The organism is Amycolatopsis sp. NBC_00345, from assembly GCF_036116635.1.
Classification (GTDB): Bacteria; Actinomycetota; Actinomycetes; order Mycobacteriales; family Pseudonocardiaceae; genus Amycolatopsis.
Map to the genome: position 1 here is coordinate 1058771 of NZ_CP107995.1, position 26290 is coordinate 1085060.

Annotated in this window: 22 protein-coding genes; 14 read left to right on the forward strand and 8 right to left on the reverse strand. The window is 71.0% G+C overall.

Annotation, left to right across the window (positions count from 1 at the left end):
• The first annotated feature begins 30 nt into the window (after nucleotides 1–30).
• A complete protein-coding gene (locus tag OG943_RS04870) occupies nucleotides 31–777 on the forward strand; it encodes a maleylpyruvate isomerase family mycothiol-dependent enzyme (protein WP_328608459.1) in 747 nt (248 codons plus the stop codon).
• A gap of 30 nt (nucleotides 778–807) precedes the next feature.
• Here OG943_RS04870 and OG943_RS04875 read toward each other — a convergent pair whose 3' ends face one another.
• Complete coding sequence (locus OG943_RS04875; RefSeq protein WP_328608460.1) at nucleotides 808–1740, reverse strand: GlxA family transcriptional regulator; 933 nt, start codon at nucleotides 1738–1740, stop codon at nucleotides 808–810.
• 71 nt (nucleotides 1741–1811) lie between these two features.
• Between OG943_RS04875 and OG943_RS04880 the strand changes: the two genes are divergently transcribed.
• From OG943_RS04880 to eno, 3 genes are all read left to right on the forward strand, one after another.
• Nucleotides 1812–2498, forward strand: coding sequence for an HD domain-containing protein (locus OG943_RS04880; RefSeq protein WP_328608461.1), 687 nt, complete (start codon nucleotides 1812–1814; stop codon nucleotides 2496–2498).
• 34 nt (nucleotides 2499–2532) lie between these two features.
• Nucleotides 2533–2952: a RidA family protein gene (locus tag OG943_RS04885; RefSeq protein ID WP_328608462.1), complete on the forward strand. Its 420-nt coding sequence runs from the start codon at nucleotides 2533–2535 to the stop codon at nucleotides 2950–2952.
• Between the two features lie 194 nt (nucleotides 2953–3146).
• Nucleotides 3147–4430, forward strand: coding sequence for a phosphopyruvate hydratase (eno, locus tag OG943_RS04890; protein ID WP_328608463.1), 1284 nt, complete (start codon nucleotides 3147–3149; stop codon nucleotides 4428–4430).
• Between the two features lie 103 nt (nucleotides 4431–4533).
• On the opposite strand, the gene OG943_RS04895 is transcribed toward eno, so the two are convergent.
• Nucleotides 4534–5184 (reverse strand): vWA domain-containing protein, encoded by a 651-nt coding sequence (locus tag OG943_RS04895; RefSeq protein WP_328608464.1) that lies wholly within the window; start codon nucleotides 5182–5184, stop codon nucleotides 4534–4536.
• A gap of 257 nt (nucleotides 5185–5441) precedes the next feature.
• Here OG943_RS04895 and OG943_RS04900 point away from each other — a divergent pair, with 257 nt between their 5' ends.
• A complete protein-coding gene (locus OG943_RS04900; RefSeq protein WP_328608465.1) occupies nucleotides 5442–8411 on the forward strand; it encodes an AfsR/SARP family transcriptional regulator in 2970 nt (989 codons plus the stop codon).
• 642 nt (nucleotides 8412–9053) lie between these two features.
• On the opposite strand, the gene OG943_RS04905 is transcribed toward OG943_RS04900, so the two are convergent.
• The 3 genes from OG943_RS04905 to OG943_RS04915 form a co-directional block, all read right to left on the reverse strand.
• The gene (locus tag OG943_RS04905) at nucleotides 9054–10331 is read right to left on the reverse strand and encodes a helix-turn-helix domain-containing protein (RefSeq protein WP_328608466.1); all 1278 of its coding nucleotides are present in this window, start codon (nucleotides 10329–10331) and stop codon (nucleotides 9054–9056) included.
• An 88-nt stretch (nucleotides 10332–10419) separates the two neighbouring features.
• Nucleotides 10420–10602: a hypothetical protein gene (locus OG943_RS04910; protein WP_328608467.1), complete on the reverse strand. Its 183-nt coding sequence runs from the start codon at nucleotides 10600–10602 to the stop codon at nucleotides 10420–10422.
• A gap of 126 nt (nucleotides 10603–10728) precedes the next feature.
• A complete protein-coding gene (locus OG943_RS04915; RefSeq protein ID WP_328608468.1) occupies nucleotides 10729–11295 on the reverse strand; it encodes an NUDIX hydrolase in 567 nt (188 codons plus the stop codon).
• A 572-nt stretch (nucleotides 11296–11867) separates the two neighbouring features.
• On the opposite strand from OG943_RS04915, the gene OG943_RS04920 reads away from it, so the two are divergent.
• From OG943_RS04920 to OG943_RS04935, 4 genes are read left to right on the forward strand one after another with little or no spacing between them, the layout of a single operon-like run.
• Nucleotides 11868–12965: a TIR domain-containing protein gene (locus OG943_RS04920; protein WP_328608469.1), complete on the forward strand. Its 1098-nt coding sequence runs from the start codon at nucleotides 11868–11870 to the stop codon at nucleotides 12963–12965.
• A complete protein-coding gene (locus tag OG943_RS04925) occupies nucleotides 12958–15243 on the forward strand; it encodes a hypothetical protein (RefSeq protein ID WP_328608470.1) in 2286 nt (761 codons plus the stop codon). The genes OG943_RS04920 and OG943_RS04925 overlap by 8 nt, the downstream gene beginning before the upstream one ends.
• Nucleotides 15240–16307, forward strand: a complete 1068-nt coding sequence (locus OG943_RS04930; RefSeq protein WP_328608471.1) for a hypothetical protein — start codon at nucleotides 15240–15242, stop codon at nucleotides 16305–16307. Before OG943_RS04925 ends, OG943_RS04930 begins: the two co-directional genes overlap by 4 nt.
• A complete protein-coding gene (locus OG943_RS04935; protein WP_328608472.1) occupies nucleotides 16291–16833 on the forward strand; it encodes a hypothetical protein in 543 nt (180 codons plus the stop codon). Before OG943_RS04930 ends, OG943_RS04935 begins: the two co-directional genes overlap by 17 nt.
• A 135-nt stretch (nucleotides 16834–16968) precedes the next feature.
• On the opposite strand, the gene OG943_RS04940 is transcribed toward OG943_RS04935, so the two are convergent.
• Together OG943_RS04940 and OG943_RS04945 are read right to left on the reverse strand one after the other, a co-directional pair.
• Nucleotides 16969–17175, reverse strand: a complete 207-nt coding sequence (locus tag OG943_RS04940; protein ID WP_328608473.1) for a hypothetical protein — start codon at nucleotides 17173–17175, stop codon at nucleotides 16969–16971.
• Between the two features lie 663 nt (nucleotides 17176–17838).
• Nucleotides 17839–19080 carry a hypothetical protein gene (locus OG943_RS04945; RefSeq protein ID WP_442874690.1) on the reverse strand — a complete coding sequence of 414 codons (1242 nt, stop codon included), beginning with the start codon at nucleotides 19078–19080 and terminating at the stop codon, nucleotides 17839–17841.
• Nucleotides 19081–19405: 325 nt separating this feature from the next.
• Here OG943_RS04945 and OG943_RS04950 point away from each other — a divergent pair, with 325 nt between their 5' ends.
• The 5 genes from OG943_RS04950 (at nucleotide 19406) to OG943_RS04970 (ending at nucleotide 25586) form a co-directional block, all read left to right on the forward strand.
• Nucleotides 19406–20350: an ABC transporter permease gene (locus OG943_RS04950; RefSeq protein WP_328608474.1), complete on the forward strand. Its 945-nt coding sequence runs from the start codon at nucleotides 19406–19408 to the stop codon at nucleotides 20348–20350.
• On the forward strand, nucleotides 20350–21240 hold the full coding sequence (locus OG943_RS04955) for an ABC transporter permease (protein ID WP_328608475.1): 891 nt from the start codon (nucleotides 20350–20352) through the stop codon (nucleotides 21238–21240). Before OG943_RS04950 ends, OG943_RS04955 begins: the two co-directional genes overlap by 1 nt.
• Nucleotide 21241: 1 nt before the next feature.
• Nucleotides 21242–23335 (forward strand): ABC transporter ATP-binding protein, encoded by a 2094-nt coding sequence (locus OG943_RS04960; protein WP_328608476.1) that lies wholly within the window; start codon nucleotides 21242–21244, stop codon nucleotides 23333–23335.
• Nucleotides 23332–25158: an ABC transporter substrate-binding protein gene (locus OG943_RS04965; RefSeq protein ID WP_328608477.1), complete on the forward strand. Its 1827-nt coding sequence runs from the start codon at nucleotides 23332–23334 to the stop codon at nucleotides 25156–25158. The genes OG943_RS04960 and OG943_RS04965 overlap by 4 nt, the downstream gene beginning before the upstream one ends.
• Nucleotides 25159–25385: 227 nt before the next feature.
• Entirely contained in the window at nucleotides 25386–25586 is a 201-nt protein-coding gene (locus OG943_RS04970) for a hypothetical protein (protein ID WP_328608478.1), read from the forward strand.
• Between the two features lie 183 nt (nucleotides 25587–25769).
• Here OG943_RS04970 and OG943_RS04975 read toward each other — a convergent pair whose 3' ends face one another.
• Entirely contained in the window at nucleotides 25770–26234 is a 465-nt protein-coding gene (locus OG943_RS04975; protein ID WP_328608479.1) for a mycothiol transferase, read from the reverse strand.
• Between the last annotated feature and the right edge of the window lie 56 nt (nucleotides 26235–26290).

Genomic DNA, 26290 nt, shown 5'->3' on the forward strand with positions numbered 1-26290 from the left:
CTCGCCGCGCCGACCTGGTTGGCTGGAGGCATGACACTGGGGCCCGATCGATTCGCCGCCGAAATCCTCGCCCAGGCCGGGGAGTTCACCGCGGCGCTGGCGCACACCGACCCGGGCGCGGCCGTCCCGGATTGTCCGGAATGGACGGTGCTGGACCTTTCCGCTCACGTCGGGCGTGGGCTGCGGTGGGCGGCCGCCGTGACGGCGCAGCGCACGTTCGTCCCGTTCTCGCAGGTCCCCGAGGCGGAGCCGCCGGCCGACCCGGCGCCGTGGCTGCGCGCGGCCGCCGAGCTGCTGGTGGCCACGGTGGCGGAGCACGGCGTGGACCAGCCCGCGTGGACGTGGAGCGTGGACCAGTGGGCGGGCTTCTGGCTGCGCCGCATGACCCACGAACTGGTGGTGCACCGCGCCGACGCGGCGGCCGCGGCGGGCGTGCCGTTCGACGTCGCGCCCGACCTGGCGGCCGACGGCGTCACCGAGTTCTTCGAGCTGATCCCGGACCGCCTCCGGATGACCCCGACTCCGGGGCTACAGGCGCTGGCCGGCGACGGCGAAACGCTCCACCTGCACGCCACCGACGGCGCGGGCGACTGGCTTGTCCGGCGTACGCCCGAGGGCCTCGCGCTCACCCTCACCGCCGGGCCCGCCGACGTCACCGTCCGCGGCCCGGCCGCCGGTTTGATGCTGGCGCTTTACGGCCGTCGTCCCGCGGCGGAGATCGAGGTGCTGGGGGACGCGGCTTTGTTCGAGTACATCCGGGAGAACGCCCGGTTCTGAGCCCGGATCCACCGATCGGATCGCCGGGCTTCAGCTCCCGAAGGTGCGCCGGTAGGCGGTGGGGGTGGTGTCCAGCACGCGTCGGAAGTGCAGCCGCAGGTTGGCGGCGGTGCCGAGCCCGCAGTCCCGGGCCACGCGGTCCATCGGGTGATCGGTAGTCTCCAGCAGTTCTCGCGCCCGGCCAAGGCGGGCGTTGAGCAGCCATTGCAATGGCGTCGTGCCGGTCTCCTCGGTGAACCGGCGCATGAGGGTGCGCGGTGAGACGCCCGCGTGCCGGGCGAGTTCGCGTAGCGTGACCTGCTCGCCGAGGCGTTGCAGAGCCCATTCGCGAGTGTCGGACAGCGACGCGTCACCGGCTGCCGCGACGGGAGCGGGCACGTACTGGGCTTGTCCGCCTTCGCGGTGCGGGGCGGCAACCAGGCCGCGGGCGATCCGGTTGGCCACCGTCGCGCCGAGGTCGCGGCGCACGATGTGCAGGCACAGATCGATGCCGCAGCACACGCCGGCCGAGGTGAGGACGTCGCCCTCGTCGACGTAGAGCACGTCGCGATCCACTGACACAGCGGGGAAATCGCGTTCGAAGTCATCGATGTACTGCCAGTGGGTGGTGGCGTGCCGGCCGTCCAGCACCCCCGCCGCGGCCAGGGCGAAGGCCCCCGTGCAGATCGACACCACCCGCTTGCCCCGCTCGTGCGCCTCGGCCAGCGCGGCGAGCATGGCTTCCGGCTGCCGGCAGGGTGGATCGGACCCCGGCACGATCACGGTGTCGGCGGCGCGCACCGATTCCAGGCCTCCCTCGGTGACCACCGTGAAGCCCCCGGTGGTGCGCACCTTCGCGTCGACGGCGCACACGGTCATCTCGTACGGGGTCTCCGGCCGGGTGGAGAAGATCTGCGCCGGGATCGCCAGATCAAGGGGCATGACCCCGTCCAGGGCCAGGATCGCGATCCGGTGAGCCGTCATGGCAATATCCTATCGAAGTAAGGTAATTTTGCCTATCGCCAGGTCAGAGCGACCCCGGGCACGCTGAAGGCATGACCGAAACCGCACATGAGGCGATCCCCGGTGGGTCGGCCGACCTGATCGCGCTGCCCGGTACGCCGCTGGCCGAAGCCGTGCTGGAGCTGATCCGCCCGGTGGAGACGCCGTCGGTGTTCAACCACAGCGTCCGCAGTTACCTGTTCGCCCGGGTGGTCGCCGGCCGCCTTGGCCTGACCGCGGGCAGCGACTACGACGACGACCTGTTGTTCTCCGCGAGCGCGATGCACGACCTCGGCGTCGCGCCGGACGGCCCGCACCGTCAACGGTTCGAGATCGAGGGCGCCGATCGCGCCGCCGCGTTCCTCGCCGACCGCGGGGTGCCCGTGTCCGACGCCGATCAGGTGTGGCAGGCGATCGCGTTCCACAGCTCGCCGGGCATCTCGGAGCGCCGCGGCACCCTGTGCCTGCTCGTCCGCGAAGGCGTCGCCCTCGACTTCGGCGGCCCGATGGGAAACGACTACCTCGACGCGGTCACCGACGAGCAGGCCGATGCCGTGCACGCCGAGTACCCGCGGCTGGACATGGTCCGTTCGCTCACCGACGCGATCGTGGCGCAAGCCGCGAAGAACCCGAAGAACGCGGCCCGCTACACGATCCCCGGCGAGTTCCTCCGTGAACGCGAGGCCTACGGCCGGACCCGGCTGGAGCACGCCTGCGACTCGTCCCGCTGGGGCAACTGAAACCCCGCAGTCACAACGAAAGGGAAGTACCGCAATGACCAGCTACACCGTCGAGATCCCCGAAGACTCCGAAATCTTCGGGAAAACGGTCAGCGCTTTCGCGAACTTCGGCTACTCCGCCGCGGTTCGCTCGCACGGGCACCTGTTCATCGCCGGCACGATCGGCCGCCGCGCCGACGGCACCATCCCCGGCGACATCGAGGAACAGACCGAGATCGCCATCCGGCGGATCGAGGAAATCCTCCGGCTGGAAGGACTCGACCTGTCCGCGCTGGTCGACGTGACCAGCTACCACGTCGACATCCACCAGCATCTGCCCGGCTTTTCCCAGGCCAAGGCGCGCCTGATCACCCCGCCTTACCCGACCTGGTCGCTGATCGGCGTCAGCGGGCTGGCCAGCCCCGGGCTGCTCGTCGAAATCCGGGCCACCGCCGCCTATCCCGACGCGTCCTGACGGATCACCGCTGCTGGGCCGGGGTCCGGGCTCGGCGCCTCGGCGTCCGGCCGGTGTCCCGGCCAGGAGCACAGGATCGATTCAGTGGATCTCTGCTAGCCTCGCCGTGATTCGCGGCTCACCGTGGTGCCGCCTGTTGCCGCGGTGCCCACGGTCGTTCGAAGGCGCTCCGGCTCGAACTTCCGAGGAGCGAAATGACTGCCATCGTCCGGGTCAAGGGCCGTGAGGTGCTCGACAGCCGCGGGAACCCGACCGTCGAGGTGGACGTGGTGCTGGCCGACGGGTCCGTCGGCCGGGCGGCGGTGCCCTCGGGCGCCTCCACCGGTACCCGTGAGGCCGTCGAACTGCGTGACGGCGACAAGAAGCGGTTCCACGGCAAGGGCGTGCGCAAGGCCGTCGACGCCGTGAACACCGAGATCGCCGAAGCCGTCGTGGGCATGGACGCCGAGGCGCAGGCCGACGTCGACCGCGCCCTGATCGCGCTCGACGGCACCGCGAACAAGGCCCGCCTCGGCGCGAACGCCACGCTCGGCGTCTCGCTCGCCGTGGTGAAGGCCGCCGCGGCCGCCAACACCCTGCCGCTGTACCGCTACGTCGGCGGCGTTTTCGCGCACCTGCTGCCGATGCCGATGATGAACATCATCAACGGCGGCGCCCACGCGGACAACCCGATCGACTTCCAGGAGTTCATGATCGGCCCGGTCGGCGCCGAGACGTTCGCCGACGCCGTGCGCATGGGCTCCGAGGTCTTCCACACCCTGCGCAAGTCGCTGCACGACGCGGGCCACAACACCAACGTCGGCGACGAGGGCGGCTTCGCGCCGCAGCTGGGCTCGGCCGACGAGGCGCTCGAGTTCGTCGTGCGCGCCATCGAGCAGACCGGCTACACCCCGGGCGAGGACATCTCGCTGCTGCTCGACCCGGCCGCGTCGGAGTTCTACACCGGCGAGGTCTACGACTACACCGGCGAGGGCCGCAAGCGCAGCATCGAGGAGCACGTCGCCTACCTCACCGACCTGACCACGCGGTTCCCGATCATCTCCATCGAGGACGGCCTGGCCCAGGACGACTTCGCCGGCTGGAAGCAGCTCACCGACGGCATCGGCGACCGCGTGCAGCTCGTCGGCGACGACCTGTTCTGCACCAACGTGGAGATCCTCAAGGACGGCATCGAGCGCGGCATCGCGAACTCGATCCTGATCAAGGTCAACCAGATCGGCACCCTCACCGAGACGCTCGACGCGGTCGAGACCGCGCACAAGGCGGGCTACTCGGCGGTCCTCTCGCACCGCTCCGGCGAAACCGAGGACACCACGATCGCCGACCTCGCCGTGGCCACCAACTGCGGCCAGATCAAGACCGGCTCGCTGTCCCGCTCGGACCGCACGGCCAAGTACAACCAGCTGATCCGCATCGAGGAGGAGCTGGGCACCGAAGCCCGCTACGCCGGCCGCGCCACCATCCGCGGCCAGCGCTGACTGTTCAAGTCCGTCAAGGCCTCCTGACCCAGTCCCTGAAGGCCACCATGAGGGCATATCCGACCCTCATGGTGGCCTTCAGGGACAAACCAGGCCAGCCGGGTCAGGTGAACCGGCGGGTCACCTCGGTGTAGCCGGGCACCTGGCCGGGGATGACGGCCTCGTGATCAGGCCCGGCCGGCACCAGTGACGTGGCCAGCACCCCGGCGAACTCGTGCAGCGCCTGGGCGGGCGTGACACCGCCGGCGCGCATGAACGCCCGGTAGGTGCCGACCCGGCCGATCGTCGCGGCGTCGGCGTCACCGATGCCGAAGGCGACCATCCGGGGGGCGCCCGGCCAGTCCGCGGTGGTCAGGTCGGCGTGCACGGACGGCCAGATCGCCGGATCCGTCGGCTGGCCGTCGGACAGGAAGAACACCACCGGACGGCAGACTTCGAAGGAATCGGCGAGCAGCGCCTCGACGTCGCTCTGGATGGTCCGGCGCAGCAGGGCGAACGCCGAGCCGAAGTTCGACTCCGCCCCGGTCGGCCGGGCCCGCGCCCCCGCGCTGCGGCTCAGCGGGGACAGCGGGGCCACGATCCGGGCCGACCCGGAGAACCCGATCACGCAGAGGCGCGCACCGGCGGCGACGTCCGGTTCGGCGCCCACCGCCTCGTGCACTTCGCCGAGCCGGTCGTTCAGGGCCCCGATGTGGTCGGCCATCGAATACGACTCGTCGCAGACCACGTAAAAGGGCACGACTCTGTCCGGCATCCGGTTTCTCCTCACCGCGAAGGGATCCGCCCGGCCCGGGCGGAGGGAAGGACGTTCCCGCGCCGGCGATCCGGGCGCTGCCGGTGAGTGTCCGGCCGGGCGCTGGACCGGGCGTGGACCGGACCTTGATTCCGCTCCGCCGCAGGGGAAGTGGACGGCGGGGGGACCGTTGATGGATTCACGGATCGGACCGCTTCTGCGGCCCCGGGCGATGGGGTTGACTGGGAGGCCTGGTCACACCGCGAGCGAGGGGCGCCATGGAGATCCTGCTGCTCGGTCCGTTCGAAGTCCACGACGGTGCGGAAAACGTCGACCTCGGTGACCTTCAGCAACGGTATCTCCTGGCGGTGCTCGTGCTGCACGCCAATCGCGCGGTTCCGGTGGAGCGGCTCATCGAAATCGTCTGGGCCGGGCAGGTGAAGCCGAAGACCAACCTCGTGCCCGGCTACGTCGTCAAACTGCGCCGGCTCTTCCGGGAGCGGTTCGGGGACGAACTCGTGATCGACCGGCTGCCCACCGGGTACGTGCTGCGCGTCGACCCCGGCCGGATCGACACCGTGCGGTTCGCCGCGCTGGTGGACGAATCGAGCCGCTGCCCCGATCCCGCCCGCCGGCTGGGCCTGCTGCGCGAGGCGGTGGGCCTGTGGCGTGGCCGGTACCTGGAGGACCTGGACCACGACCGGGTCGGCGCGGCGGACCTCGTCTCACCCGAGGAGGCCCGGTTCGACGCGCTGGGCGACCTGGCGGAGCTCGAACTGCTGCAGGACAACCACCGCCGGGTGCGCGACCAGCTGCGGCCCGTCGTACGGGCGGATCCCACCCGGCACCGGCTGGCCGGGCTGCTGATGCGCGCGCTGATCGCCAACGGCGATCGCGTGCCGGCGATGGAGGTGTACCACTCGACCAGGGCGGCGCTGGACCAGTACGGCCTGGAGATCCCGGTCGAGCTGCGGAAGCTGGCGCGGTTCGCGCAGTTCGTCGAACCGCGGCTGGCCCTGCCGCGCCCGCCGAGCCGGTTCGGCGGGCGCCGTGACGAGCTCGCGGCCGTCGAATCACGGGTCCTCACCGCGGTGGCGGGGCACCGGCCGGCCACCGTCTGGATCAGCGGGATGCCCGGAGTCGGGAAGACCGCGCTCGCGGTGCAGGCGGCGCACCAGCTGCGCGGCCGGCTGCCGGACGGCCAGATCTTCGTGCCGCTCAACGGTTTCACGCCGCACGTGCGCCCGGCCACCCTGTCGGACGCGCTGGGCGTGCTGCTCGGCGCGCTGGGCGTGCCGCCGGAACGGCATCCGCCGACGGTGAGCCAGCGGATCGCGCTCTACCAGTCCACATTGGCGGGCACGAGCACGCTGGTCGTCCTGGACAACGCGCTGTCCGAAGAACACGTGCGGAGCCTGCTGCCCGCCACCCCGGGGTGCGCGGCGATAGTCACGAGCCGCCGGGTCGGGGGCGTCGAGGTCGAGGACGAGATCCGCCTCGGCCCGTTGCCACCGCGGGCGGCCGCGACGCTGTTCACCGACCTGGCCGGCCCGGACCGGGTACGCGGCCGGCGGGCGCAGGCCGAGGCGGTGGTCGCGCGGTGCGGTTACGTGCCGCTCCCGATCAAGGTCGTCGCGGCCCAGTTCCGGGTGCACGGGTCCTGGTCGCTGGAGCACTTGCTGGGTCTGCTGGAGCAGGAGAACCCTTGGCATGCCACGACTTCCTTCGAGGGCGCGGCCGCCGTCGCGTGCGCGGTGTCCTACCGGGAACTGCCAGGGCCGCAGCAGGATCTGTTCCGGTTGTTCGGCGAGCTGCCGGGCGTCGACCTGGCGGTGCCCGCGGCCGCCGCGGTGGCGGGGTGCACGGTGCCCCAGGTGCGAGAGCTGCTCGACAGCCTGCACGGCGCGTGCCTGGTCGAGGAGGCCGAACCCGAGCGGTACCTGATGCTCGACCCGCTCCGTGAGTACGCGGGGAGCTTGCCGGAGCCGGCCGGGGCCGCCGCCGCGATCGCCGGGCTGCTCGACTTCTACCTGGTCACCACGGCCCGTGCGGTGGAGGCGGTTTTCCCGTTGGAGCGGGAGCGCCTGCCCGGCGTCACCCGCCACAGCCCGGTCGCACTCGCCTTCCCCGACGACGGGGCGGCCCGGGCGTGGCTGTCGGCCGAGCGGTCGAACCTGCTGGAGGCGATCAGGTACGCGGCCGTCCACGATCGGCCCGAGCACGCCTGGCAGCTGGCCGCGCTGCTCTGGCGGTGGTACTACGTCAGCGGGTATCTCCAGGAATGGCTGGAGAGCATGGAACTGGCCAGGAAGGTGCTCGAGGTGCCGGGCCGGGACCGCCACGGCCTGGCCGGCGTGCTCCTGCGGCTCTCCGGCGCGCACCGGCAGCTCGGCCGGCCCGGTCCGGCGCTCGAGGCCGCCGCGCAGGCGCTCTCGGTCTGGACCGCTCTCGACGACCCGGCCGGCGAGGCGAGTGCCTTGTGTGCCATCGCCTTGGTGACCATGGACCGAGGCGAGACCCGGTCCGCGATCGCCCACTTCGAAGCGGCGCTGGAGAAATTCGAGGCCCTGGACGACGAGCGCGGCCAGGCCAACGCACTGGGCAACCTCGGCCAGCTCGACGAACTGCTGGGCCACTTCGACCTCGCCGAAAGCCGCCTGCTCGCCGCCGTGGACCTCTTGCGGCGCCTCGGGCACACCCAAGGGCTCGCGCACGCGCTGGACAACTTGGGCGTGGTCCGGCAGCGCCTGGGGCGGCTGGAGGAAGCGCTGGCCGACCATGCGCGGGCTGGGGAGCTGGCCGCGTCTGTCGGAGACCGCAGCTGTGAGGCGTACGCGCTGAACAACATCGGGGCGGTGCACCGGCTTTCGGGCCGGCTCGGCGAGGCACTCGAGTTCCACGAACGCGCGCGGCAGGTGGCCGACCTAGTCGGCGAACCGGCCCTGCGCACCCAGCTGTACCTCGACCGCGGCGCGACCTACCACGCCCGCCGAGAGGACGAGCGCGCCCGCGAGGCCTACCTCGCGGCACTGGACCTCGCCGCAGGCATCGGCGACCGAGGCCGGCAGGCCCACGCCCACCACGGCGTGGCCCGCGTCCTTCACAGCACAGGCGACCACACCGCCGCGACCCGGCACTGGCGGGCGGCGCTGGCTGGTTTCCGTGAGCTGGACTGGATTGAGGAGATCGGGGTTCGGGATGAAGTGTCTACATTGGACTGTTTGTGTATTGTGGCTGCGGACGAGTGATGTTTCTTGGTGGGGATTTCGATGGCTGCGCGGCTGGCTGGGGCAGGCTGCGACTGGCCGGAGGCAGGCGAAGGCTGTGTTCAACGCTGACCGGGTCAGGCGGCCATGCGACTCGCTGGGGCAGGCGCCAGTCGGAGGAAGGAACCAGTCGGAGGTAGGCGGAGGGCTGCGGCCAACGCTGGCCGCAGCCTGATGGCCGCGCGGAGGGCCGGGTCGGGCATTGGCTGGAGGTAGGCGGAGGGCTGCGCTCGATGCCGGTCGCAGCTTGATGGCTGCGCGGCTGGCTGGGCAGGCATCGGCTGGATCAGCCGCCAGCCGGAGGTAGGCGGAGGGCTGCGCCCAACGCCGGTCGGGGCCTGGCGGCCATGCGGCTGGCTGGGCAGGCATCGGCTGGGTCAGGCACCGGCCGGAGGCAGACGTAGCGCCGCGCTCAATGCCGGTCGGGGCCTGGCGGCCATGCGGCTGGCTGGGCAGGCATCGGCCGGAGGTAGGCGCAGGGGCTGCGCTCATTGTCGGTCGCAGCCTGACGGCCGCGCAGCTGGCCAGGTGAGGTACCGGCCAGGTGAGGTACCGGCTGGTTCAGGCACCGGCCAGGTGAGGAATCGGCCGGGTCAAGCCCCAGCTGGGTCAAGCACCGGCGGATCAGGCGCCAGCCGAAGGCAGGCGCAGCGCCGTGCTCAGCGCCGGCCGCAGTTGCTGGACCGCCGGGTGGGTGCGCCAGCGCGCCGTGATCCGCACCAGGTGGCGCAGGTCCGTGCGGATGGTCGCGGAGTCGACGTGGGCCGCGTCTTCGAGCACGTCGTGGGCGAGTGTGCAGGCCTGGTCCAGTTCGCCCGCCGCGGCGTGGGCGAGGACGCGACGGGCGCCGAAGCGGGCGCGGGCCCGGCGGGCGTCCACTGCCATGTCCGGGACGTGGCGGTCCAGCACCTCGGCCGCTTCGCCCGGGCGGCCGAGGTCGAACAGCGACCAGCCTCGCGCCAGCGCGATCTCGTCGGAGACGCTTGACGAGCCCAGCGGTGAGGCGGTCGGTTCGCGTTCGGCGAGCAGACAGCTCGCCCGGTCGAGCGCGCACTCGAAGGCACCGGTGTCCCCGGCGAGCGCGTGCCCCTGCGCCTCGCACCGCGCGGCCAGTCCCAGGATGCGCGGGCCCGCCGCCCGGTCGTCCTGGGCCCGGGCCGCGAGTTCGATCGTGGTCAGCGGATCCTGCCGGTACAGCGCGATTTCCGCCTGCCGCACGTGCGCGTAACTCGCCAGGTGCTCGTCGCCGCCCGCGGTCGCGTACCGCACCGCGCGCCGGGTCCACCACAGGGCCGCCTGCTCGTCACCGGCCTCCTGGCTCATCCAGCCGGCGTATTCGGCCGCGCGTGAGGCCTGCAGGAGCAGCTGCGCCCGGATGTGCGCGGGGTGGTCCCCGGCGGCCAGCGTGCGCAGCACCGTGATGTGGGAGACGACCTGCATCAGGACCGTGGCCGGCCCGCTCATCGTGCCGAGCCGCCGGTAGTGGCCGAACGACGTCTGGAGCCCGGCGAGGGTGAGCTCGTCGACCTCCGCGTGCGCGGACCCGCTGAGCGCGAATCCCGGCGGCAGGCCCAGACCGGCCTGGGCCAGCCGCCGGGGCAGCTGGTGGAAACGGTGCTCGCGCTCGCCGTCCATGACGACGACCCACACCTGTTCGTCCGGATCCTCTTCGACGGCTTCGTTTGGTGCCGCGGCGACCGAGCGCACGAGAGCCGAAAGGACCCCACCAGTACCGAGGACGCTGTCGCACCGCTTCGCGATGTCGGCGGTCGGTGCCTTGAGGTCGTTCTCGATCTTGCTCAGATAGCTTTTGCTGTAGGTGATCTCCGTGGCCAGCCGGGCTTGGGAAATCCCTTTTCCCTCACGGATCCGCCGCAGCGTTTCGCCGAATGAGCCGGCCATTTCGCCTCCCGCTGAAGCCGCCGTCGCTTTCCTGGCAGTACATCACCTGCGCGTCGGGAAGGCAATGAGCGAGAATAGGCCGCACTTCTCAGTCGATCCAGCCGTGGCCGTCCGGTGACGCCGACGGCGGGGCGGTGACGGTCGGCCCGGTCCCGCCGCCACCATCGGCGAGCGGCATCCCGGCGGCCAGGGCGGGCAGCCCCAGCACGGTGAGGGCGGCCAGTCCGCAGATGATTTTCGCGATGGCCGAAACGGCGTACGAATTCGACATGGGAACTCCTGGGGAAGTGGGTTTCCGACGCTGTTTCGCGTCTGTTCCCAGGGTTCGGCCCAACGGACTTCCGGACAATGAGGTTCCCGTTTCACAACGGAACAGGAACCGGGAAACGCCCCGCGCTCAGGCCAGGCCGAGGGTGCGGGTCATCAGCACGGCGTACGAGCTGCCCGCGTGCGGCATCCGGCCGGTGGTGACCAGGGCCAGCGCCTCGTCGAACGGCAGCGCGTGGACTTCGAGGTCCGCCTCGCCCGGCTCGAGGTCTGCGGCCCCGTGGCGCAGCCCGGTGGCGAAGAACGCGTGGTCGCGGTGATTGGTGAACGAGTCCGCGCAGTTGACGGCCCCCAGCGGGCGCCACGTCTCGGCGGAGATCCCGGTCTCCTCGGCCAGTTCGCGGCGGGCCGCGGCGAGCGAATCCCGGTCCGCCGGGTCGATCCGGCCGGCGGGCAGCCGCCACTGGACCTCGTCGTGCACGTAGATCCACTGCCGGGTCACCGCGACCAGCCCTTGCCCGTCCACGGCGACGACGGTGACGGAGCCGGGCGACACGACGTGGTCGTAAGGGCTTCCCGAGCCGTCCGGGCGCACGGCGTCGTCGCGGCGCACTTCGAACCAGGGGGAGGTGAACACGCTGGTCGAAGCCAGGCGGGACCAGCCGCCGGCGGGGGACTCTGCTTCTTCGCGGATCACGCCGACGAGTCAACCACAAGTGTCACCCGGGCCGGTGCACGGTGAATCCACCGCCGGTCCACCGTCCTGCGGCACCCTCGCGCGAGAATCTGGTGCCCGCCCCCGGGCGCCGGTGGATCGAAAGGATGATTACCCGGATCCAGTAACGTTTTCGTCACTTCGTTAACGCCGGGTTCCCGGGGGCCGATCTCAGTGCGTCGTTGGGTGCCGAGGTGAAAATCCCAGTAATCCGGTCATGGCGATTTTCGCCAGGGCGTTGTCATTCGAGGAGTTCGGTAACGGTGGAAGTGTCATTCGTGAATCGCTGCCGTCTCCGCGCTTTCCGGCTGGTGAGTTTTTCACGGCCAGGCGCTCGCAGACGATTGCCGTCGGCGAGGTCCGTGCCTGGGGCAGTCCATTACCGATCTACGCCGAATCCACCTCCCTGAATCACACTCTGCCCCAAACCGCACTGCCCCAAACCGCACTGCCCCGAATCGCACTGGCCCGAATCACCGCGCATCCGGTATTCCCGCCGCAGGCGAGCACGTCCAGCTCAGCGCAGACCATGACGACCGAACCGAGGAGGGCCCATGACCGAGTCTGCCGAGAGCTACGACTTCTGCCTGTCGTTCGCTTCGGAGCAACGCCCGTACGCCGAGGAAGTGGCAGGCCTGCTGCGCGCAGCAGGCCTCCGGGTGTTCTACGACAGCGACGAGACGGCTTCCTTGCTGGGGGCAGACCTTTACACACGCCTCGACGACGTCTACAACCGCCTTTCCCGGTTCTGCGTCCTGTTCGCGTCCGAGGCCTACGCCCGCAAGATGTGGACGAGCCACGAACGCGCCTCGGCGCAGGACCGCGCCATCCGGAGCGCCACCGCTTACGTGCTCCCGGTGCGGTTCGACGACACGGACATCCCCGGCCTGCGCGGCACCACCGGTTTCGTGGACGCGCGGCGCGTCTCCCCGGCCGGGCTGGTGCGGGTGCTCGTCCAGAAGCTGGAGAGGGAACCGGTCCCCGCGACGGAACCGGCGTCGGTGGTGGCGCTGGCCGCGGACGGGGCCGACGACGGGGAGCCCGCCGGGGTGCTCGGGCAAGCGCTGGCCGCGTGCCGGGTCGACGTCGCGCCCGAGCCGGTTGCGCGGATGCGTGCGGTCGCCGTGGTTCCCGAGCGCCTGATGCCGGCCGCGGACGTGGTCGGCGCGCTCCTGCCCGCGCTCGAGCGGCTGGTCGCCGCGCGGCAGTGGCAGTGGCAGCGGCTGCGGATCGCCGTCCACCGCGCGGAACTGCCGGCCGGGCACGGCTTGGCCTGCCTCGACGTCACTTTCGCCGTCGAGGCCGCGATTTCCGCGGCCGTCACCGGTGTTTTCGATGCGGCTCCGCGGGCGAAGTACGCAGTGGTGGTGACCCAGCGCGTCTACGACTCCGTGGTCCGGCCGGGCCGCGGCGGCGGCAACCCGGCGCTCTACCACCTGGTGACGACGGCGGACGGCACCGGCCTGCACGTCCGGGTGCCCGGCTACCCACGCCCGCTCCAGCCGGACCGGCCGCCTTCCGCGGCGGAGCGCGCGGCGGGCGGGACCAAGAACACCTTCTTCGGCGGCGTGCGCGCGGGCCACGTCGGGGACATCACCAACGTCGGCGGCGTCCACCTGACCACCAACGACTTCGGGGGCGACGATGACTGACCCGGAACCCGTCGACGACACGACCCCGGACACTTCCGCGCCCGAGCCCGACGCCGCGCAGCCGGCCGAGGACCCCAAGGCCGCGGAAGCCGGGAACCCACCGGACGGAGCCGAGCCGGGCAGTCCCGGGTCGGAGGGGACCGGCCCGAAGGGGACTGAAACCGAGGGCCAGGAAGACATCAGCTCGGTCCAGGACAAGGCAGCGGATCCGGAGAGCGCGGAGAACTGGCGCCTGTTCGCCCATCAGATGGAAACGGCGACGGCGTCGATGTTCGGCAGCGCCGCGGGGACGGCGAACTTCTTCCTCGGGGCCACGAACGTCGGCCAGGTCGGTGACCGTCACGGCGGCGGCCACGGCCGTCAGCTCGACCTGAAGGTGCGCAGCGGCGTGGTGCCCGTGACGGTGCTCGAACGGATCGAGCAGTCCTATGTGGCACCGAAGGGGTACACCGATCTCAAGGAAACCCTGGAACGGGAACAGGTTCTCCTGATCCGCGCCCGCAGCGGGACCGGGCGGACCACCACCGCGCTGCGCCTGCTCGACGAGGCGTGCCGGGAAGGGGTCCGCAAGCTCGATCCGGACACCGACCTCAAGTCGTTGCAGGCCAAGGACCTCGAGCCGTCGCGGGGGTACCTGCTGGAGTCGCTCGACCCCGCGCAGGCCGTCGAGCTCAAGGCGTTCCACGCGGAACGCCTGTGCCGGCTCATGGCGGACCGGGGCTGCCGGCTGGTCGTGATCGTCGACGAGTCGACCGCGCTGGCCCTGAACGAGATCGGCCACCTCGTCGTCGAGGACTTCGGGATGGTGAAGCCGGAGCAGCTGCTGCACCACTACGTCGAGCTGGGCCTGCGGGCCTCCGGGGCCGCGGCGGACACCGACGTGCTCACCCGGCCCGCGGTGAAGGAGATCATCGACCAGCTCACCGAGGACATGCCGCCCCGCGAGCTGGCCGAGCTCGGCGAGCTGCTGGTCGAGGTGGCGAACGACCGGCGCGAGCTCGACTACGTCCGGGAGCGTTATTCCCGGGCGAGTTCCACGAGTTTCGGGGAGTGGTTCGACACCCAGCAGGAGGTGGAGCAGCGGGCGTTCGTGATCGCGCTGGCCGTGTTGAACGGCGAGCCGGTGCAGCTGGTGTCCGCCGCCGCCACGCTGCTCGCGGACCGCTTCCTGGCGCTGGAGTTCCCGAAGCGCGCGGACCGCTCGCGCGACGTTTTCGCCACCCCGCTCGCCCGGCGGCTCCAGCAGGCGCGCGCGGAGGTGGTGACCGGCACCCAGGACACGCTTTTCGGGCAGGTCCGGGTGCACCAGGCGCGGTTCCGCGACGAGCGTTTCCCCCTGCGGGTGCTGGAACAGGTCCGGTCCCAGTACACCCAGGCGCTGGAAGTCGTCATGGGCTGGCTGTTCGACCTCGGCAACATCCCGGGGCCGCAGGTCCGGATCCGCGCGGGCGTCGCCGCCGGTTACCTGAGCCAGCACGACTTCGTGGACGTCTACCACCGGATCCTCTGGCCCTGGGCGGCTTCCGGCGACGTCGACCAGCGCCGGGCGGCGATCGCGGCGCTCCAGGTGCCGGGCTGGCCCGCCGGTTCGGAGCGGGTGGTGTCGAAGCTGCTCACGCGCTGGGTCCGCCAGCGCGGCAACCGCGAGCTGCAGGCGACGGCGGCGCAGGCGCTGGGCAGCACGACCGCGATGAGCCCGGCCGCGGCCCTGCGCCTGCTCCGGCTGGCGGCCCGGCACGCGGACCGGACCGTCGCGTACTGCATCGGCGAAGGCGTGAGCGACCTGTTCGTCCGCGCCGATCCCGAGCAGGTGCTGCGAGCGCTGGTCCGCTGGTCGCGTGAGGACGAGTTCTCCGAGCGCCGGGAGACGGCGTTGCTGGCCGTCCTGATCACCTCCCGCTACCTCGCGGTGACCGAGGAACGCAGCGCGGAGCGCTGGCCGGTGCTGGTCTGGCTGGCCGAGCGCCGGCCCGAGCAGCGGGAGCACATCGTGCTGCTGTTCTCGAGGATGCTGCTCGCCGCCGACTTCATGCGGCACGGCTACCTGGAGATCCACCGGTGGCTCCGGATCGCGCAGCGCGAGCCCGGGCTCGTCGAGCCGATCGCCCGGTTGCTGGCGGAGATCGGCCGGAGCTCCGGCGAGACCGACAGCATCGAGTTCTACCTGCGGGACTGGGCCGGCGACCGAGGCGCCCCGGCACAGGGGGCCAAGGCCGTGCTCGAGCAGTTCGCGCGGGAGCCGGAAGGAACAACCGAGGAGAACGAGGAGAACCCGTGACCGAGAACAACGCCGAGTCCACGCCGAACGCCGCCGAGGGCGCCCCCCAAGCCGCCGCCGTGAAAGCGCCCGAGCTGCCCCCGGTCGAGGTCGTCCAGCGGATCGAGGTCAGCCGGGCCGCGTTGCGGCGGAACAATCCCGCCACCTCCGGCCATTCGGTCGTCGTCTACCTCACCAAGGCCGGGGCGTACGAGATCGGCTCCGGCCGGCTGAGCATGGGCGAGCTGTGGCTGTCGACGCCCCAGAAGATGTTCCTCGTCGACGTCGCGCCGCACCAGGAGAAGTTCCTGCTCGAGCTGCCGGCCGAAGGCGACGCTTTCTGCTTCTCCGCGGACGTGCGGGTCACGTGGCGGGTGCGGGACGTCGTCGCCGCGGTGAAGGACGACCGGGACCCGCGGGTGCTCGTCCGCGACTTCGTCGAGGAGCGGCTGCGAGACGTGACCCGCAAGTTCGACGTGGAGAAGTCCGCCGCCGCCGAGCAGCGGGTCCAGCACGAGTACCAGGACCGGACCGTCACGGTCACCGAGGCGATCGAGCTCAGCGCGTGCACCGCGGTGCTGGGCCTGAACGAGGAGATCCGCGAGCACATCGCCAGCCGGCTGCGGGCCAAGCAGAAGGTGGAGGCCGCGGAGAACAACCACTCCGTGACGATGGTGACCGAACGGTTCGCCCGGGAGATCGAGGCGCTCAAGCAGAAACACGACCTGGAGATGAAGCAGGAGCGCATGAAGGTCTACGCGGACGCCCTGCGCTCGGACGACGTGAACCTGCTGGCCCTGCGGCTGTCCGGCCACGACGAGGACGTCAAGGACGTGCTCGAACTGGTGATGGAGCAGAAGAAGCGGGGCTTCGAGCGGGCCAGCGCTGTGCTCGATTCGCTGCTGGACGCCAACCTGGTCAACCGGAAGGACGTGGCCACGCTGATGCAGGAGGCCGGCAGCACGTTGCTCGGGCTGCCCCAGAGGTCCGCGGCCCCGGAGCCCCCGCCGGTGACCGCGAAGGCGACCCGCGTCGAGCTGCCCGATGACGACGAGGAGGAAGAGGACGATGGTGGCAACCGCTGAGGTGCTCAGCCCAGTCGCGGGCGTGCCGCTCCTGGGGGATCTCGTGTCCTTGCTGGACGGCGCGGCCACCCAGGCGGGAATCCCGTTCTGGCTGCGGGCGTCCGCCGAGCTGGTGGTCGTCGCGCTGCTGGGCTACCTGCTGCTGCGCGTGCTGACCGCGCGCCTGCTGCCGTGGCTGGGAACCGCGCTGGTGCCCCCGGCGGCACTGGTGGTCCAGGCCGCGCTGGTCCTGCTCCTGCTGCCCGACCTCGGGATCAGCCGGCTGTCGCGCCGCTTCGGCCGGACGCCACCCGAGGTCGTCTACGGCTACGGCGCGGCAGTGATGGGCTGCGCGGACGCGGCGGAGACCCTGCTACGCCGCGGCCTGCCGAAGCTGCAGCTGACCCGCCTGATGCGGCCGTGGCTGCTCGTCGCGCTGCTCCTGGCCGGTTTTCTGCTCTGGAACGGCCAGGACTGCGCGGCGGGCGTCGGGGCTCAGTGCGTGAGCCCGGTGCAGTTCTGGATGAGTTCGGTTGGTAGTGCTTGATTTCTTGAGTGTCGGGTTTCGGTAGGCCTGTGTCTGAGGAGGAGGTGTGGGGCCCGCAAGCGTTGGTCCGGCGTGACGGCTTTCGCGGCCTTTGTGTTGCGGCGTCAGTGGAATCCGGGTGTTCGCGTTGCGGCGTCAGCGGAGGCTGGCCTGTGCTGCGATGTCGTTGGCGTACGTCGAGACGCGCGTGTACACATCGGGTTTCCCGGCGCACAGCATGCTCGACGGGGCGTACTCCGGGTGGCCGGTGCGGCAATCCATGTCGCTCCTCACCGGGATCACCGCGCGGCGCGGGTAGTCCGAGCGCTCGCCGCGGTCGGAGACGCGGGCCCAGCCGGGCATGGTGGCCTTCGTGCTGGTGGCGTACGGTCCGCCGTCGCGGCCGAGGTTCGCGGCCGAGGTTCGCGGCCGAGGTTCGCAGCCGAGGTTCGCGGCCGAGGTTCGCGGCCGAGATCCGCCGCCGAGATCCGCCGTCGCGGCCGAGGTCCGTCGTCGCGACCGGACAGACGCCCGCGCACCTTCGCCGCGGGCACCGCTTCGGCGCAGTGCGTGGCCGTCACGATCGCCGACTCGCTGATGATCGTGCTGCCGCAGCACCGCGTGCCCTGCCAGCCCAGCCAGCCTGCCCTGCCCTGTCCAGCCCTGTCCTGCCAGCCCAGCCTAACCAGCCCAACCAGCCCAGCCAGCCAGCCCTGCCCTGCCCTGCCCAGGCCAGCCCTGCCAGCCCAACCAGCCCAGCCAGCCAGCCCTGCCCTGCCCTGCCCTGCCCAGGCCAGCCCTGTCCTGCCAGCCCAGCCCAACCAGCCCAACCCTGCCCTGCCAGCCCCGCAGTCCTGCCGACTGCGGCCTTCCGCGCCCAACGCCCACCCGACACCGGCCCGTCGCCCGGTACCCACACCACCCCAGACGACCCTAAGGCCCATTTACTCCGGTTGTAGTGGTCAGAAACCAGACCACTACAACCGGAGTAAATAACCCATAGGGTCAGAACCCGGACCAGCACCCCTAGGAGCAGAGCGGCGCCACCGGCTTGTCGGATCCGGTCTGCACGTAGGTGTCCGAGATGTAGTTCCCCGCGCCGATGCGGTCCCAGATCGTGCTGGTGCCGAGCTTTCCGGTGACCGAGTCGCCGTTGACGTAGCACTCGATGGGGACCTTGGCGTAGTTCGCGGCGAGGCCCTTGATCGCGCCCGAGGTGGTGGCGCTCGCGCGGACGTTCACCGGGTCGCCGGCGGTGCTGACGGTGCCGGAGGCGGCGGACGTGCCGGTCCAGAGGTAGGTGACCTTCACGTTCCCGTTGTCGCCGAGGCCGAGGCCGCTGCCGAAGACACCGTCGGCCAGGTCGATGCCGGCCGGGTTGCCGACGGTGTAGCCGAGGTCGTCCTTCTTGTTGTTGTAGCCGTTGTGGTAGGCGGCGTACGCCTCCGGCTGGCCCTGCGGCAGGTCCTTGTACTCCGAGCGCACCGAGGCCGGGTTCCAGTAGTCGTCCTTGGTGTTCCACGGGCCGACGTCCCAGACCGGCGCGTACTCGCAGCGGGTGCCGTCGGTCCGGCACACCTTCACGCTGTACGTGCCGCTGCCCTTGGCCGAGGTCGCCTTGCCCGAGGGCAGGGCGACGAAGTGGTCGTTGCTCGTGATCACGTGGCCGTTGGCGGTGGTGTGGCCGACGAGGCCTTCGCGGGTGGCGTAGATCGTGTAGGTCAGCGGCGTGGACGCGAGCAGCGCGTCCGCCTGCGGGGCGAGGCTGCCGTTGAGGTCGACCTCGCGCACCGTCGGACGGACGCCGTCGGTCTTGCTGGACAACGAGATCCGCGTCTGGACCACGCTGACCGCGCGGCCGAAGCTGGCGGGTTGGGCGCCGGCCGGGGTCCACTCCGTCCAGTCGTCGGCGCCGGTGCGGCCGCGGACGTCGACCTCGACGTCGGTGCCCGCTGGGCGGTCCGCGGTCACCTGCGCGGTGACGCGGTTGACCGCGGAGGTGAGCGGCTGTTCGCCCGAGATGAGGTAACCCTCGCTGCCCGCCGTCATCAGATCTGTTCTGTGCCAAGTGGAATCACGAAGGGTGAGCGCGCCGCCGGAACTCTGCACGTTGACGTCATCACTGTCCACCTTGGACAGGTCGGCGCGCCAGGCGCCGGTTCCTCCCGTGGCGCCGGCGGGCACCGCGAACGCCGTGCTCCCGGCCGTGACCGCCCCCACGGCCAGCACTGCCGCGACCGCGCGGCGGACCATCACATTCCCGACCACGACCGTTCTCCATTCACTCGTTCGACGCGAATGTGGTGAAGCTTGTGCGTGGCCCGTACACGATCCGTACAACGGCGTCCCCCGACTGTATAAGGAGATGTCCGAAAGCGGTAGAATTGCCCGATATGAACGAAAACGGCGGGCTTATCCCCGTCTACATCGGACGTTCCGGGCCTCGGTAGCGCCGAAGGTAGGGACCTGGCCGGGGCGAAGATCACGAACCGGGACCGCGGGGGGCCAGTTTCCGTGGACCTCATGGACAGGTGAGCCGTCGCCGGTGTAGTTGTGGGCACGTCGGGTTCGGAAACGATTCTGGGGGCTGGTGATGGCGGGGTACCTGGTGCGCCGTGTCCTGCAGTCCCTCGTGGTGGTCGTGCTCGTCGCGGTCGTCACGTTCGTCCTGTTGCAGCTGCTGCCCGGCGGGCCGGCGCGCGCGATCCTCGGGCCGAAAGCGACGACGCTGCAGATCAACACCTTCTTGCACGACAACGGCTACGACCGGCCGCTGCCCGCGCAGTTCCTGACCTGGGCCGGCCACGTGCTGACCGGCGACCTCGGCTACTCCTACAAGCTCAACCAGCCCGTGACGGCCGTGATCGCCGACCACCTGCCCAAGACGATCCTGCTCATGACGCTGTCCACTTTGGTCGCGCTGGTGGTCGCCGTGCCGCTCGGGGTCTACCAGGCGCGCAAGCGCAACACCCCGGGCGACTACGTGGTGACCGGCCTGTCGTTCGCGTTCTACTCGATGCCGAGCTTCTTCCTCGGCGAGATCCTGGTGCTGCTGTTCGCCGTGCAGCTGCAGTGGTTCTCGCCGCTGGGGCCGAGCGGGGACTCGATCGGCGAGATCCTCACGCAGGCGCCCGCGCTGGTGCTGCCGGTGCTCACGCTGGCGCTGATCACGGTCGCCTCGTTCAGCCGGTACGCGCGCTCGTCGGTGATGGAGAACCTGAGCCAGGACTACGTGCGCACGGCGCTGGCCGGCGGCGCGAGCGATGGCAAAGTGCTGACCCGCCACGTGCTGCGCAACTCGCTGATCCCGATCGTCACGCTGCTCGGGCTGTCGCTGCCGCAGCTGTTCGCGGGCGCGCTGATCACCGAGCAGGTGTTCAACTACCCGGGCATGGGCTTCACGTTCATCCAGGGCGCGCAGGTGCACGACTACCCGCTGCTGCTGGGCATCGGGCTCGTGGTCGCGCTCGCGACCGTGGCGGGCTCGCTGCTGGCGGACATCGGCTACGCCGTGCTCGACCCGAGGGTGAAGTACTGATGACCGAGGCGAAGACACCGCCGGCCGAGCTGAAGGACCAGCCGCGCTCCGCGGCGCGGATGACGCTCCAGGCGTTCCGGGAAAACCGCCTCGCGGTCGCCGGGCTGGTGCTGATCGTCCTGTTCCTCCTCTTCTGCTTCCTGGGCCCGCTCGTCTACCACACCGAGCAGGTGGCGACGAACCTCTCCGGCGCCAACCAGCCGCCGGGCGCGGGGCACCCGCTGGGCACCGACGACGTCGGCTACGACGAACTCGGCCGGCTGATGGAGGGCGGCCGCTCTTCGCTGGAGATCGGCGTGGCGGCGGCCGTGATCGCGACGGTGTTCGGCACGCTGTGGGGCGCGATCGCCGGGTACGTCGGCGGGTTCGTCGACGCGGTGATGATGCGGGTGGTCGACACCCTGCTGGCCATCCCGACCCTGTTCCTGCTGCTGATCCTGGCGGCGATCTTCACCCCGACCGTCAGCCTGCTGATCCTGGTGGTGTCGTTCGGCGCGTGGCTGAGCCCGGCGCGGCTCGTGCGCGGCGAGACGCTTTCGCTGCGCACCCGCGAGTACGTGCAGGCGGTGCGGATGATGGGCGGCGGGAGCCGTCGTGTGGTGCTGCGGCACATCATGCCGAACGCGATCGGCACCATCGTGGTCAACGCGACCTTCCAGGTGGCCGACGCGATCCTGCTCGTCGCGTCGCTGAGCTACCTCGGCCTCGGCATCGCCCCGCCGCACGCGGACTGGGGCAACATGCTCTCCAACGGCACGGAGTTCGTGCAGAACGGCTACTGGTGGATGATCCTGCCGCCGGGCATCGCGATCATGCTCGTGGTGGTCGCGTTCAACCTGCTCGGCGACGCCCTGCGCGACGCGCTCGAAGTGCGGCTGCGGAGGCGGTGACATGAGCCCTGTTCTCAGGCTGGAAGACCTGCGCACCACCATCGACGTGCGTGACGGCGTGGTGCGGCCGGTCGACGGCGTCACGCTCGAGGTCGGCCGCGGCGAGCTGCTCGGCCTGGTCGGCGAGTCCGGCTGCGGCAAGACGATGACCGCGCTGTCGATCCTGCGCCTGCTGCCCCCGGGCGGGCGGGTCGAGTCGGGCCGGATCCTGCTCGGCGACGACGACCTGGCGGCCATGACCGGGCCGGAGCTGCGCGCCGTGCGCGGCAAGCGGATCGGCATGGTGTTCCAGGACCCGATGACCTCGCTCAACCCGACCATCCCGATCGGCAAACAGGTCACCGAGCCGCTGGAGCTGCACGAGCGGGTGTCGCGGGCGAAGCTGCGGGAGCGGGCCGTCGAGATGCTCGAGCTGGTCGGGCTGCCGGACGCGCGGCGCCGCGTCGACGACTACCCGCACCAGCTCTCCGGCGGCATGCGCCAGCGCGTGATGATCGCCCGCGCGCTGGTCTGCGAGCCGGAGCTGCTGATCGCCGACGAGCCGACCACCGCGCTGGACGTCACCGTGCAGCACCAGATCCTGGAGCTGATCGACGACCTGCGGCACCGTCTCGGCATGGCCGTGATCCTGGTTACGCACGACCTCGGCGTGGTCGCGGGCCGCGCCGACCGGGTCGCCGTGATGTACGCGGGCCGCATCGCGGAGCTGACCGGCACACGCTCGCTGTTCGGCAACCCGCGGCACCCGTACACCGAGGCGCTTTTCGAGGCACTGCCGGAAAACGCGGCGGAGTCGGGGGAGAAGCTGTACAGCATCCCGGGGCTGCCGCCGGACCTGGGCGACCCGCCGGCTGGCTGCCGCTTCGCGCCGCGCTGCCGGTACGCCACCGAGGAGTGCGTCGCGGCCGAACCGCCGCTGGACGGGGAGGTGGCCGGGCACGACTACGCCTGCTTCCACCCGGTCGGCGAGCCGGGGCTGATCGAGCTGTCGCGGGTGGTGCGGGTGCACGAGCGCGGCGGGGTGCCCGCGGACGACAGCGACGGGGTCACGGCCGCGCCGCTGCTGGAGGTCGAGCACCTGGTCAAGGACTTCGCCGTGACCCGCGGCGCGGTGCTGCGGCGGAAGGCGGGCACGGTGTCCGCGGTCGCGGACGTGAGTTTCGCCGTGGCGGCGGGGGAGACTTTCGGGCTGGTCGGCGAGTCCGGGTGCGGGAAGACCACCGTCGGACGGTCGATCGTCGGGCTGGAGGAGCCGACGTCCGGGCGGATCCGGATCGCCGGGACCGAGCTGACTTCGTTGCGGGGCAAGGAACTCCAACGGCGGCGGCGCGAGACGCACCTGGTCTTCCAGGACCCGTACGCCTCGCTCGACCCGCGGATGCGCGTCGGCGCCGTGCTGGCCGAGCCGTTGGAGATCCACGGCGTCGGCACGCGCGCGTCGCGGGCCCGGCAGGCGCGCGAGCTGCTCGCCGAGGTCGGCCTGCCCGCCGGCGCGGCCGACCGGTACCCGCACGAGTTCTCCGGCGGCCAGCGCCAGCGCATCGGCCTGGCCCGCGCGCTCGCGCTGGAGCCGAAGCTGATCGTGGCCGACGAGCCGGTGTCGGCGCTCGACGTGTCCATCCAGGCGCAGATCCTGAACCTGATGAACGACCTGCGCTCGCGGCACGGGCTGACGTACGTGTTCATCTCGCACGACCTGTCCGTGGTGCGCTACCTCGCGCAGCGGATCGGCGTGATGTACCTCGGCAAGCTGGTGGAGGTGGGGCCGGCCGCCGAGGTGCACGGACGGCCGCGGCACCCGTACACCCGCGGGCTGATCGACACCGTGCCGGTGGCCGACCCGTGGGCCGAGGGGCGCGACGGCGGGGTCACGGGGGAGCTGCCGTCGGCGCTCGACCCGCCTTCGGGCTGCCGGTTCCGCACCCGCTGCCCGTTCGCGCAGGACGTCTGCGCCGCCGAGGAGCCCGCGCTGCGGACCTTCGGCGACGGGCACCAGGCCGCCTGTCACTTCCCCCTCGAACTCCCTCTCGGACAAGAACAAAGCAACCCGCTGCTCGACGCGGAACCGACCGTCTACCAAGGAGAGAACGGATGAGAATCACCAAGGCACTCGTGCTGCCCTTGGTGCTGCTGGCCGGGCTGGCGACCGCCTGCAGCGGCAGCAGCGGCGGCTCCGGCGGCGGCACCCCGACCGAGGGCGGCACCGCGGTGTTCGCCGAGGCGCCCGGCACCCAGCCGAACTGGATCTTCCCGTTCGTCGACTCGGCGCACAACAGCGGCTACGCCACGGGCGACCTGCAGCAGCTGATGTACCGCGAGCTGTACTGGTTCGGCGACAGCAGCGGCAGCACCGGGGTGAACACCACCAAGAGCCTCGCCGACCCGCCGGTCTACAGCGACAACAACAGCAAGGTCGTCATCAACGTCAAGCCGTACAAGTGGTCCAACGGCGAGACGGTGAACGCCAAGGACGTCGTGTTCTGGATGAACATGATGTACGCGGAGAAGGCGAACTGGTACGGCTACGTGCCCGGCCAGTTCCCGGACAACGTCAAGTCGGCGACGGCCACCGGGCCGCAGCAGGTGACGCTGCAGCTCACCGACTCGTACTCGCCGACCTGGTTCACCGGTCAGGAGCTGGCGCAGGTCGCGCCGTTGCCGATGGCGTGGGACAAGACGTCCGACGCCGCGGCGTCGGGCAGCGGCGGCTGCGCGGACGACCGCGCGAAGTGCGACGCCGTCTACAAGTACCTGTACGGCAAGAGCAAGGACCTCTCGACCTACGCCACCGATCCGCTGTGGCAGGTCGTGGACGGGCCGTGGCACCTCACCGCGTTCGACGCCGAGGGCAACATCAGCTACGACCCGAACCCGAAGTACAGCGGGCCGGACAAGCCGCACCTGGCGCACTACAAGATGCAGCCGTTCACGAGCACCAGCGCGGAGTTCAACGCGCTGCGCAGCGGGAAGACCGTGAACGTCGGCGGGGTGCAGGGCGCGGACCTGCCGCAGAAGAAGGCGTCGGAGAAGCTGCCGGCCACGAACCCGTTGCAGGCCAACTACAATCTGGTGCCCGCGTACGGCTGGGGCTGGAGCACCACGCTGCTGAACATGGACAACCCGACGTTCGGGGCGGCGTTCAAGCAGCTGTACCTCCGGCAGGCCATGCAGCAGACGCTGGACCAGGAAACCGACGTGAACGTCGCGTTCCGCGGTTACGGCGCGCCGACCACGGGGCCGGTGCCGGTCAACCCGGACAACGAATACGTGACGGCGGCCGAGCGCGGCGCCGGCCCGTACCCGTTCGACAAGGCGAAGGCCAAGGGCCTGCTCACCGGCCACGGCTGGACCCTGCAGAACGGCGCGATGACCTGCACCAGCCCCGGCACCGCGCCGAACCAGTGCGGTGAGGGCGTCGCGGCGGGCACGCGGCTGGAGTTCTCGCTGCAGTACTCGACGGGCAACCCGGCGTACGGCCGGATCATGCAGCAGTGGAAGTCGGACGCCGCCGAGGCGGGCATCGTGTTCGACCTGAAGGGCCAGGAGTTCAACGCGCTGATCAACGACATCAGCAGCTGCCACGGCTCGGGCCCGACCTGCGAGTGGCAGATGGGCTTCTTCGGCTACCAGCAGTACAACGCGGTGCCGACGGGTGACCAGCTGCTGCTGCCCGGCTCGACCGGCAACATCGGCAACTACAACGACCCGAAGCTCAACTCGCTCATCCAGGCCACCCTGCACAGCGACGACAAGAACGCACTGGCCGCGTACGAGGACTACGCGGTGAACACGTTGCCGGGGCAGATCAACATGCCGCTGCGCACGTACATCGAGGTGGTGGACAAGAAGCTCGGCGGGGTGGCGTTCCCCGCCGTGCAGACGGCCCGCGCCCCGGAGGAGTGGTACTTCACGAAGTAGGCCCGGACCCACTCGCTCGGCGGGCCCCGCGTCCGCTGAGCGAACGAGCGGGAGTGCCGGCCTCCCCCTTCCGGAGGCCGGCACTCCCGCTCGAGTCCATTGGACACCGTGAGTGGCCGTCGGCGGGAGAGATCACGAAGAGTCACACTCGAACGGATTATGAACGACCTCGGGTGTCCTTCGTTCGGCGGCGTCGCTCTACTCCGAGTGGCAGTAACCTTCGCGCCATGGACGACCGAAGGACCGCTTGCCGCACGGTCCAGATGGCGGGCCTCGGCCTCGTGGCCGGGCTGGGTTTCCTGGTTTCGAGCCTGTGGTGGGCGGCCGCCGTGTGGTGGACGTGGCTGGTCGGCAGCCTGCTGGTGGGGCTGCTGACGTGGATCCTCGTGTTCGAGCTGATGCGCCTGCGTCGCGGCGGCGGCGACTGAGCGGCGCCTGTCACCTTGGCGCACCTGTCACCCCGGGGCACCTTTCACCCCGCCGCGGTTTCACCCCGCTGCGGGCGCTGGCCGGCAACCACTGAGCCGTCGCGCCACTGTCCCGCGGCCGTCGGCGCGTCTGTCCACATCGGACGCAATATCCGGGGTGCTGCCCGGAAACCCGGCGGACGGTTATCCGCGGCCGGCCAGCAGGAGGTCCCGGGTCAGCTCGAGGTGGCCGCGGTGCTGCGCCAGCTCCTCGTAGATGTGTTGCAGCGCCATGCCCTGGCTTTCGCAGATCGGGGTGTCGCGGTATTTCGGCGGCGCTTCACCGTGGCAGGGGTCCGCCGGGACCGCCGCGGCGACGTCCGCCGCGAGCTGGCCGCGGACGGCGTGCAGCCGGGCCACCAGCTCGTCGACCGGGCCGGTGGCGGTGAACTCCGCCGCCCGGTCGCGCGGCACGGCGCGGCCCGCGACGACCTGCCCGCCCCAGAAGGAGACCACGCCGAGGCAGTGCGTGACGATCGCGTACGGCGAGTTGCCGCCCGGCAGCTCCGGGCGGCGGTTGGCCAGGTCGTCGCCGAGCCCGGTGAGGACGGCGGCCATCCCGTCCAGCGCGAGGTCGACGAAGTACAGGTATCCCTCAGCGGTGATCACGCGGGGAAGCGTAGTCGCCCGAACGGATGGATCGACGAGATTTCGCGACGGGCCGT

Bases quoted from the DNA above. Each gene is read 5' to 3' on its own strand.
- OG943_RS04885 (WP_328608462.1), top strand. From the start codon at position 2,533: ATGACCAGCTACACCGTCGAGATCCCCGAAGACTCCGAAATCTTCGGG.
- OG943_RS04940 (WP_328608473.1), bottom strand. From the start codon at position 17,175: ATGCCCGGCTGGGCCCGCGTCTCCGACCGCGGCGAGCGCTCGGACTAC.
- OG943_RS04900 (WP_328608465.1), top strand. From the start codon at position 5,442: ATGGAGATCCTGCTGCTCGGTCCGTTCGAAGTCCACGACGGTGCGGAA.
- OG943_RS04920 (WP_328608469.1), top strand. From the start codon at position 11,868: ATGACCGAGTCTGCCGAGAGCTACGACTTCTGCCTGTCGTTCGCTTCG.
- OG943_RS04880 (WP_328608461.1), top strand. From the start codon at position 1,812: ATGACCGAAACCGCACATGAGGCGATCCCCGGTGGGTCGGCCGACCTG.
- OG943_RS04935 (WP_328608472.1), top strand. From the start codon at position 16,291: ATGGTGGCAACCGCTGAGGTGCTCAGCCCAGTCGCGGGCGTGCCGCTC.
- OG943_RS04960 (WP_328608476.1), top strand. From the start codon at position 21,242: ATGAGCCCTGTTCTCAGGCTGGAAGACCTGCGCACCACCATCGACGTG.
- eno (WP_328608463.1), top strand. From the start codon at position 3,147: ATGACTGCCATCGTCCGGGTCAAGGGCCGTGAGGTGCTCGACAGCCGC.
- OG943_RS04870 (WP_328608459.1), top strand. From the start codon at position 31: ATGACACTGGGGCCCGATCGATTCGCCGCCGAAATCCTCGCCCAGGCC.
- OG943_RS04965 (WP_328608477.1), top strand. From the start codon at position 23,332: ATGAGAATCACCAAGGCACTCGTGCTGCCCTTGGTGCTGCTGGCCGGG.
- OG943_RS04910 (WP_328608467.1), bottom strand. From the start codon at position 10,602: ATGTCGAATTCGTACGCCGTTTCGGCCATCGCGAAAATCATCTGCGGA.
- OG943_RS04925 (WP_328608470.1), top strand. From the start codon at position 12,958: ATGACTGACCCGGAACCCGTCGACGACACGACCCCGGACACTTCCGCG.
- OG943_RS04895 (WP_328608464.1), bottom strand. From the start codon at position 5,184: ATGCCGGACAGAGTCGTGCCCTTTTACGTGGTCTGCGACGAGTCGTAT.
- OG943_RS04970 (WP_328608478.1), top strand. From the start codon at position 25,386: ATGGACGACCGAAGGACCGCTTGCCGCACGGTCCAGATGGCGGGCCTC.
- OG943_RS04875 (WP_328608460.1), bottom strand. From the start codon at position 1,740: ATGACGGCTCACCGGATCGCGATCCTGGCCCTGGACGGGGTCATGCCC.
- OG943_RS04955 (WP_328608475.1), top strand. From the start codon at position 20,350: ATGACCGAGGCGAAGACACCGCCGGCCGAGCTGAAGGACCAGCCGCGC.
- OG943_RS04950 (WP_328608474.1), top strand. From the start codon at position 19,406: ATGGCGGGGTACCTGGTGCGCCGTGTCCTGCAGTCCCTCGTGGTGGTC.
- OG943_RS04905 (WP_328608466.1), bottom strand. From the start codon at position 10,331: ATGGCCGGCTCATTCGGCGAAACGCTGCGGCGGATCCGTGAGGGAAAA.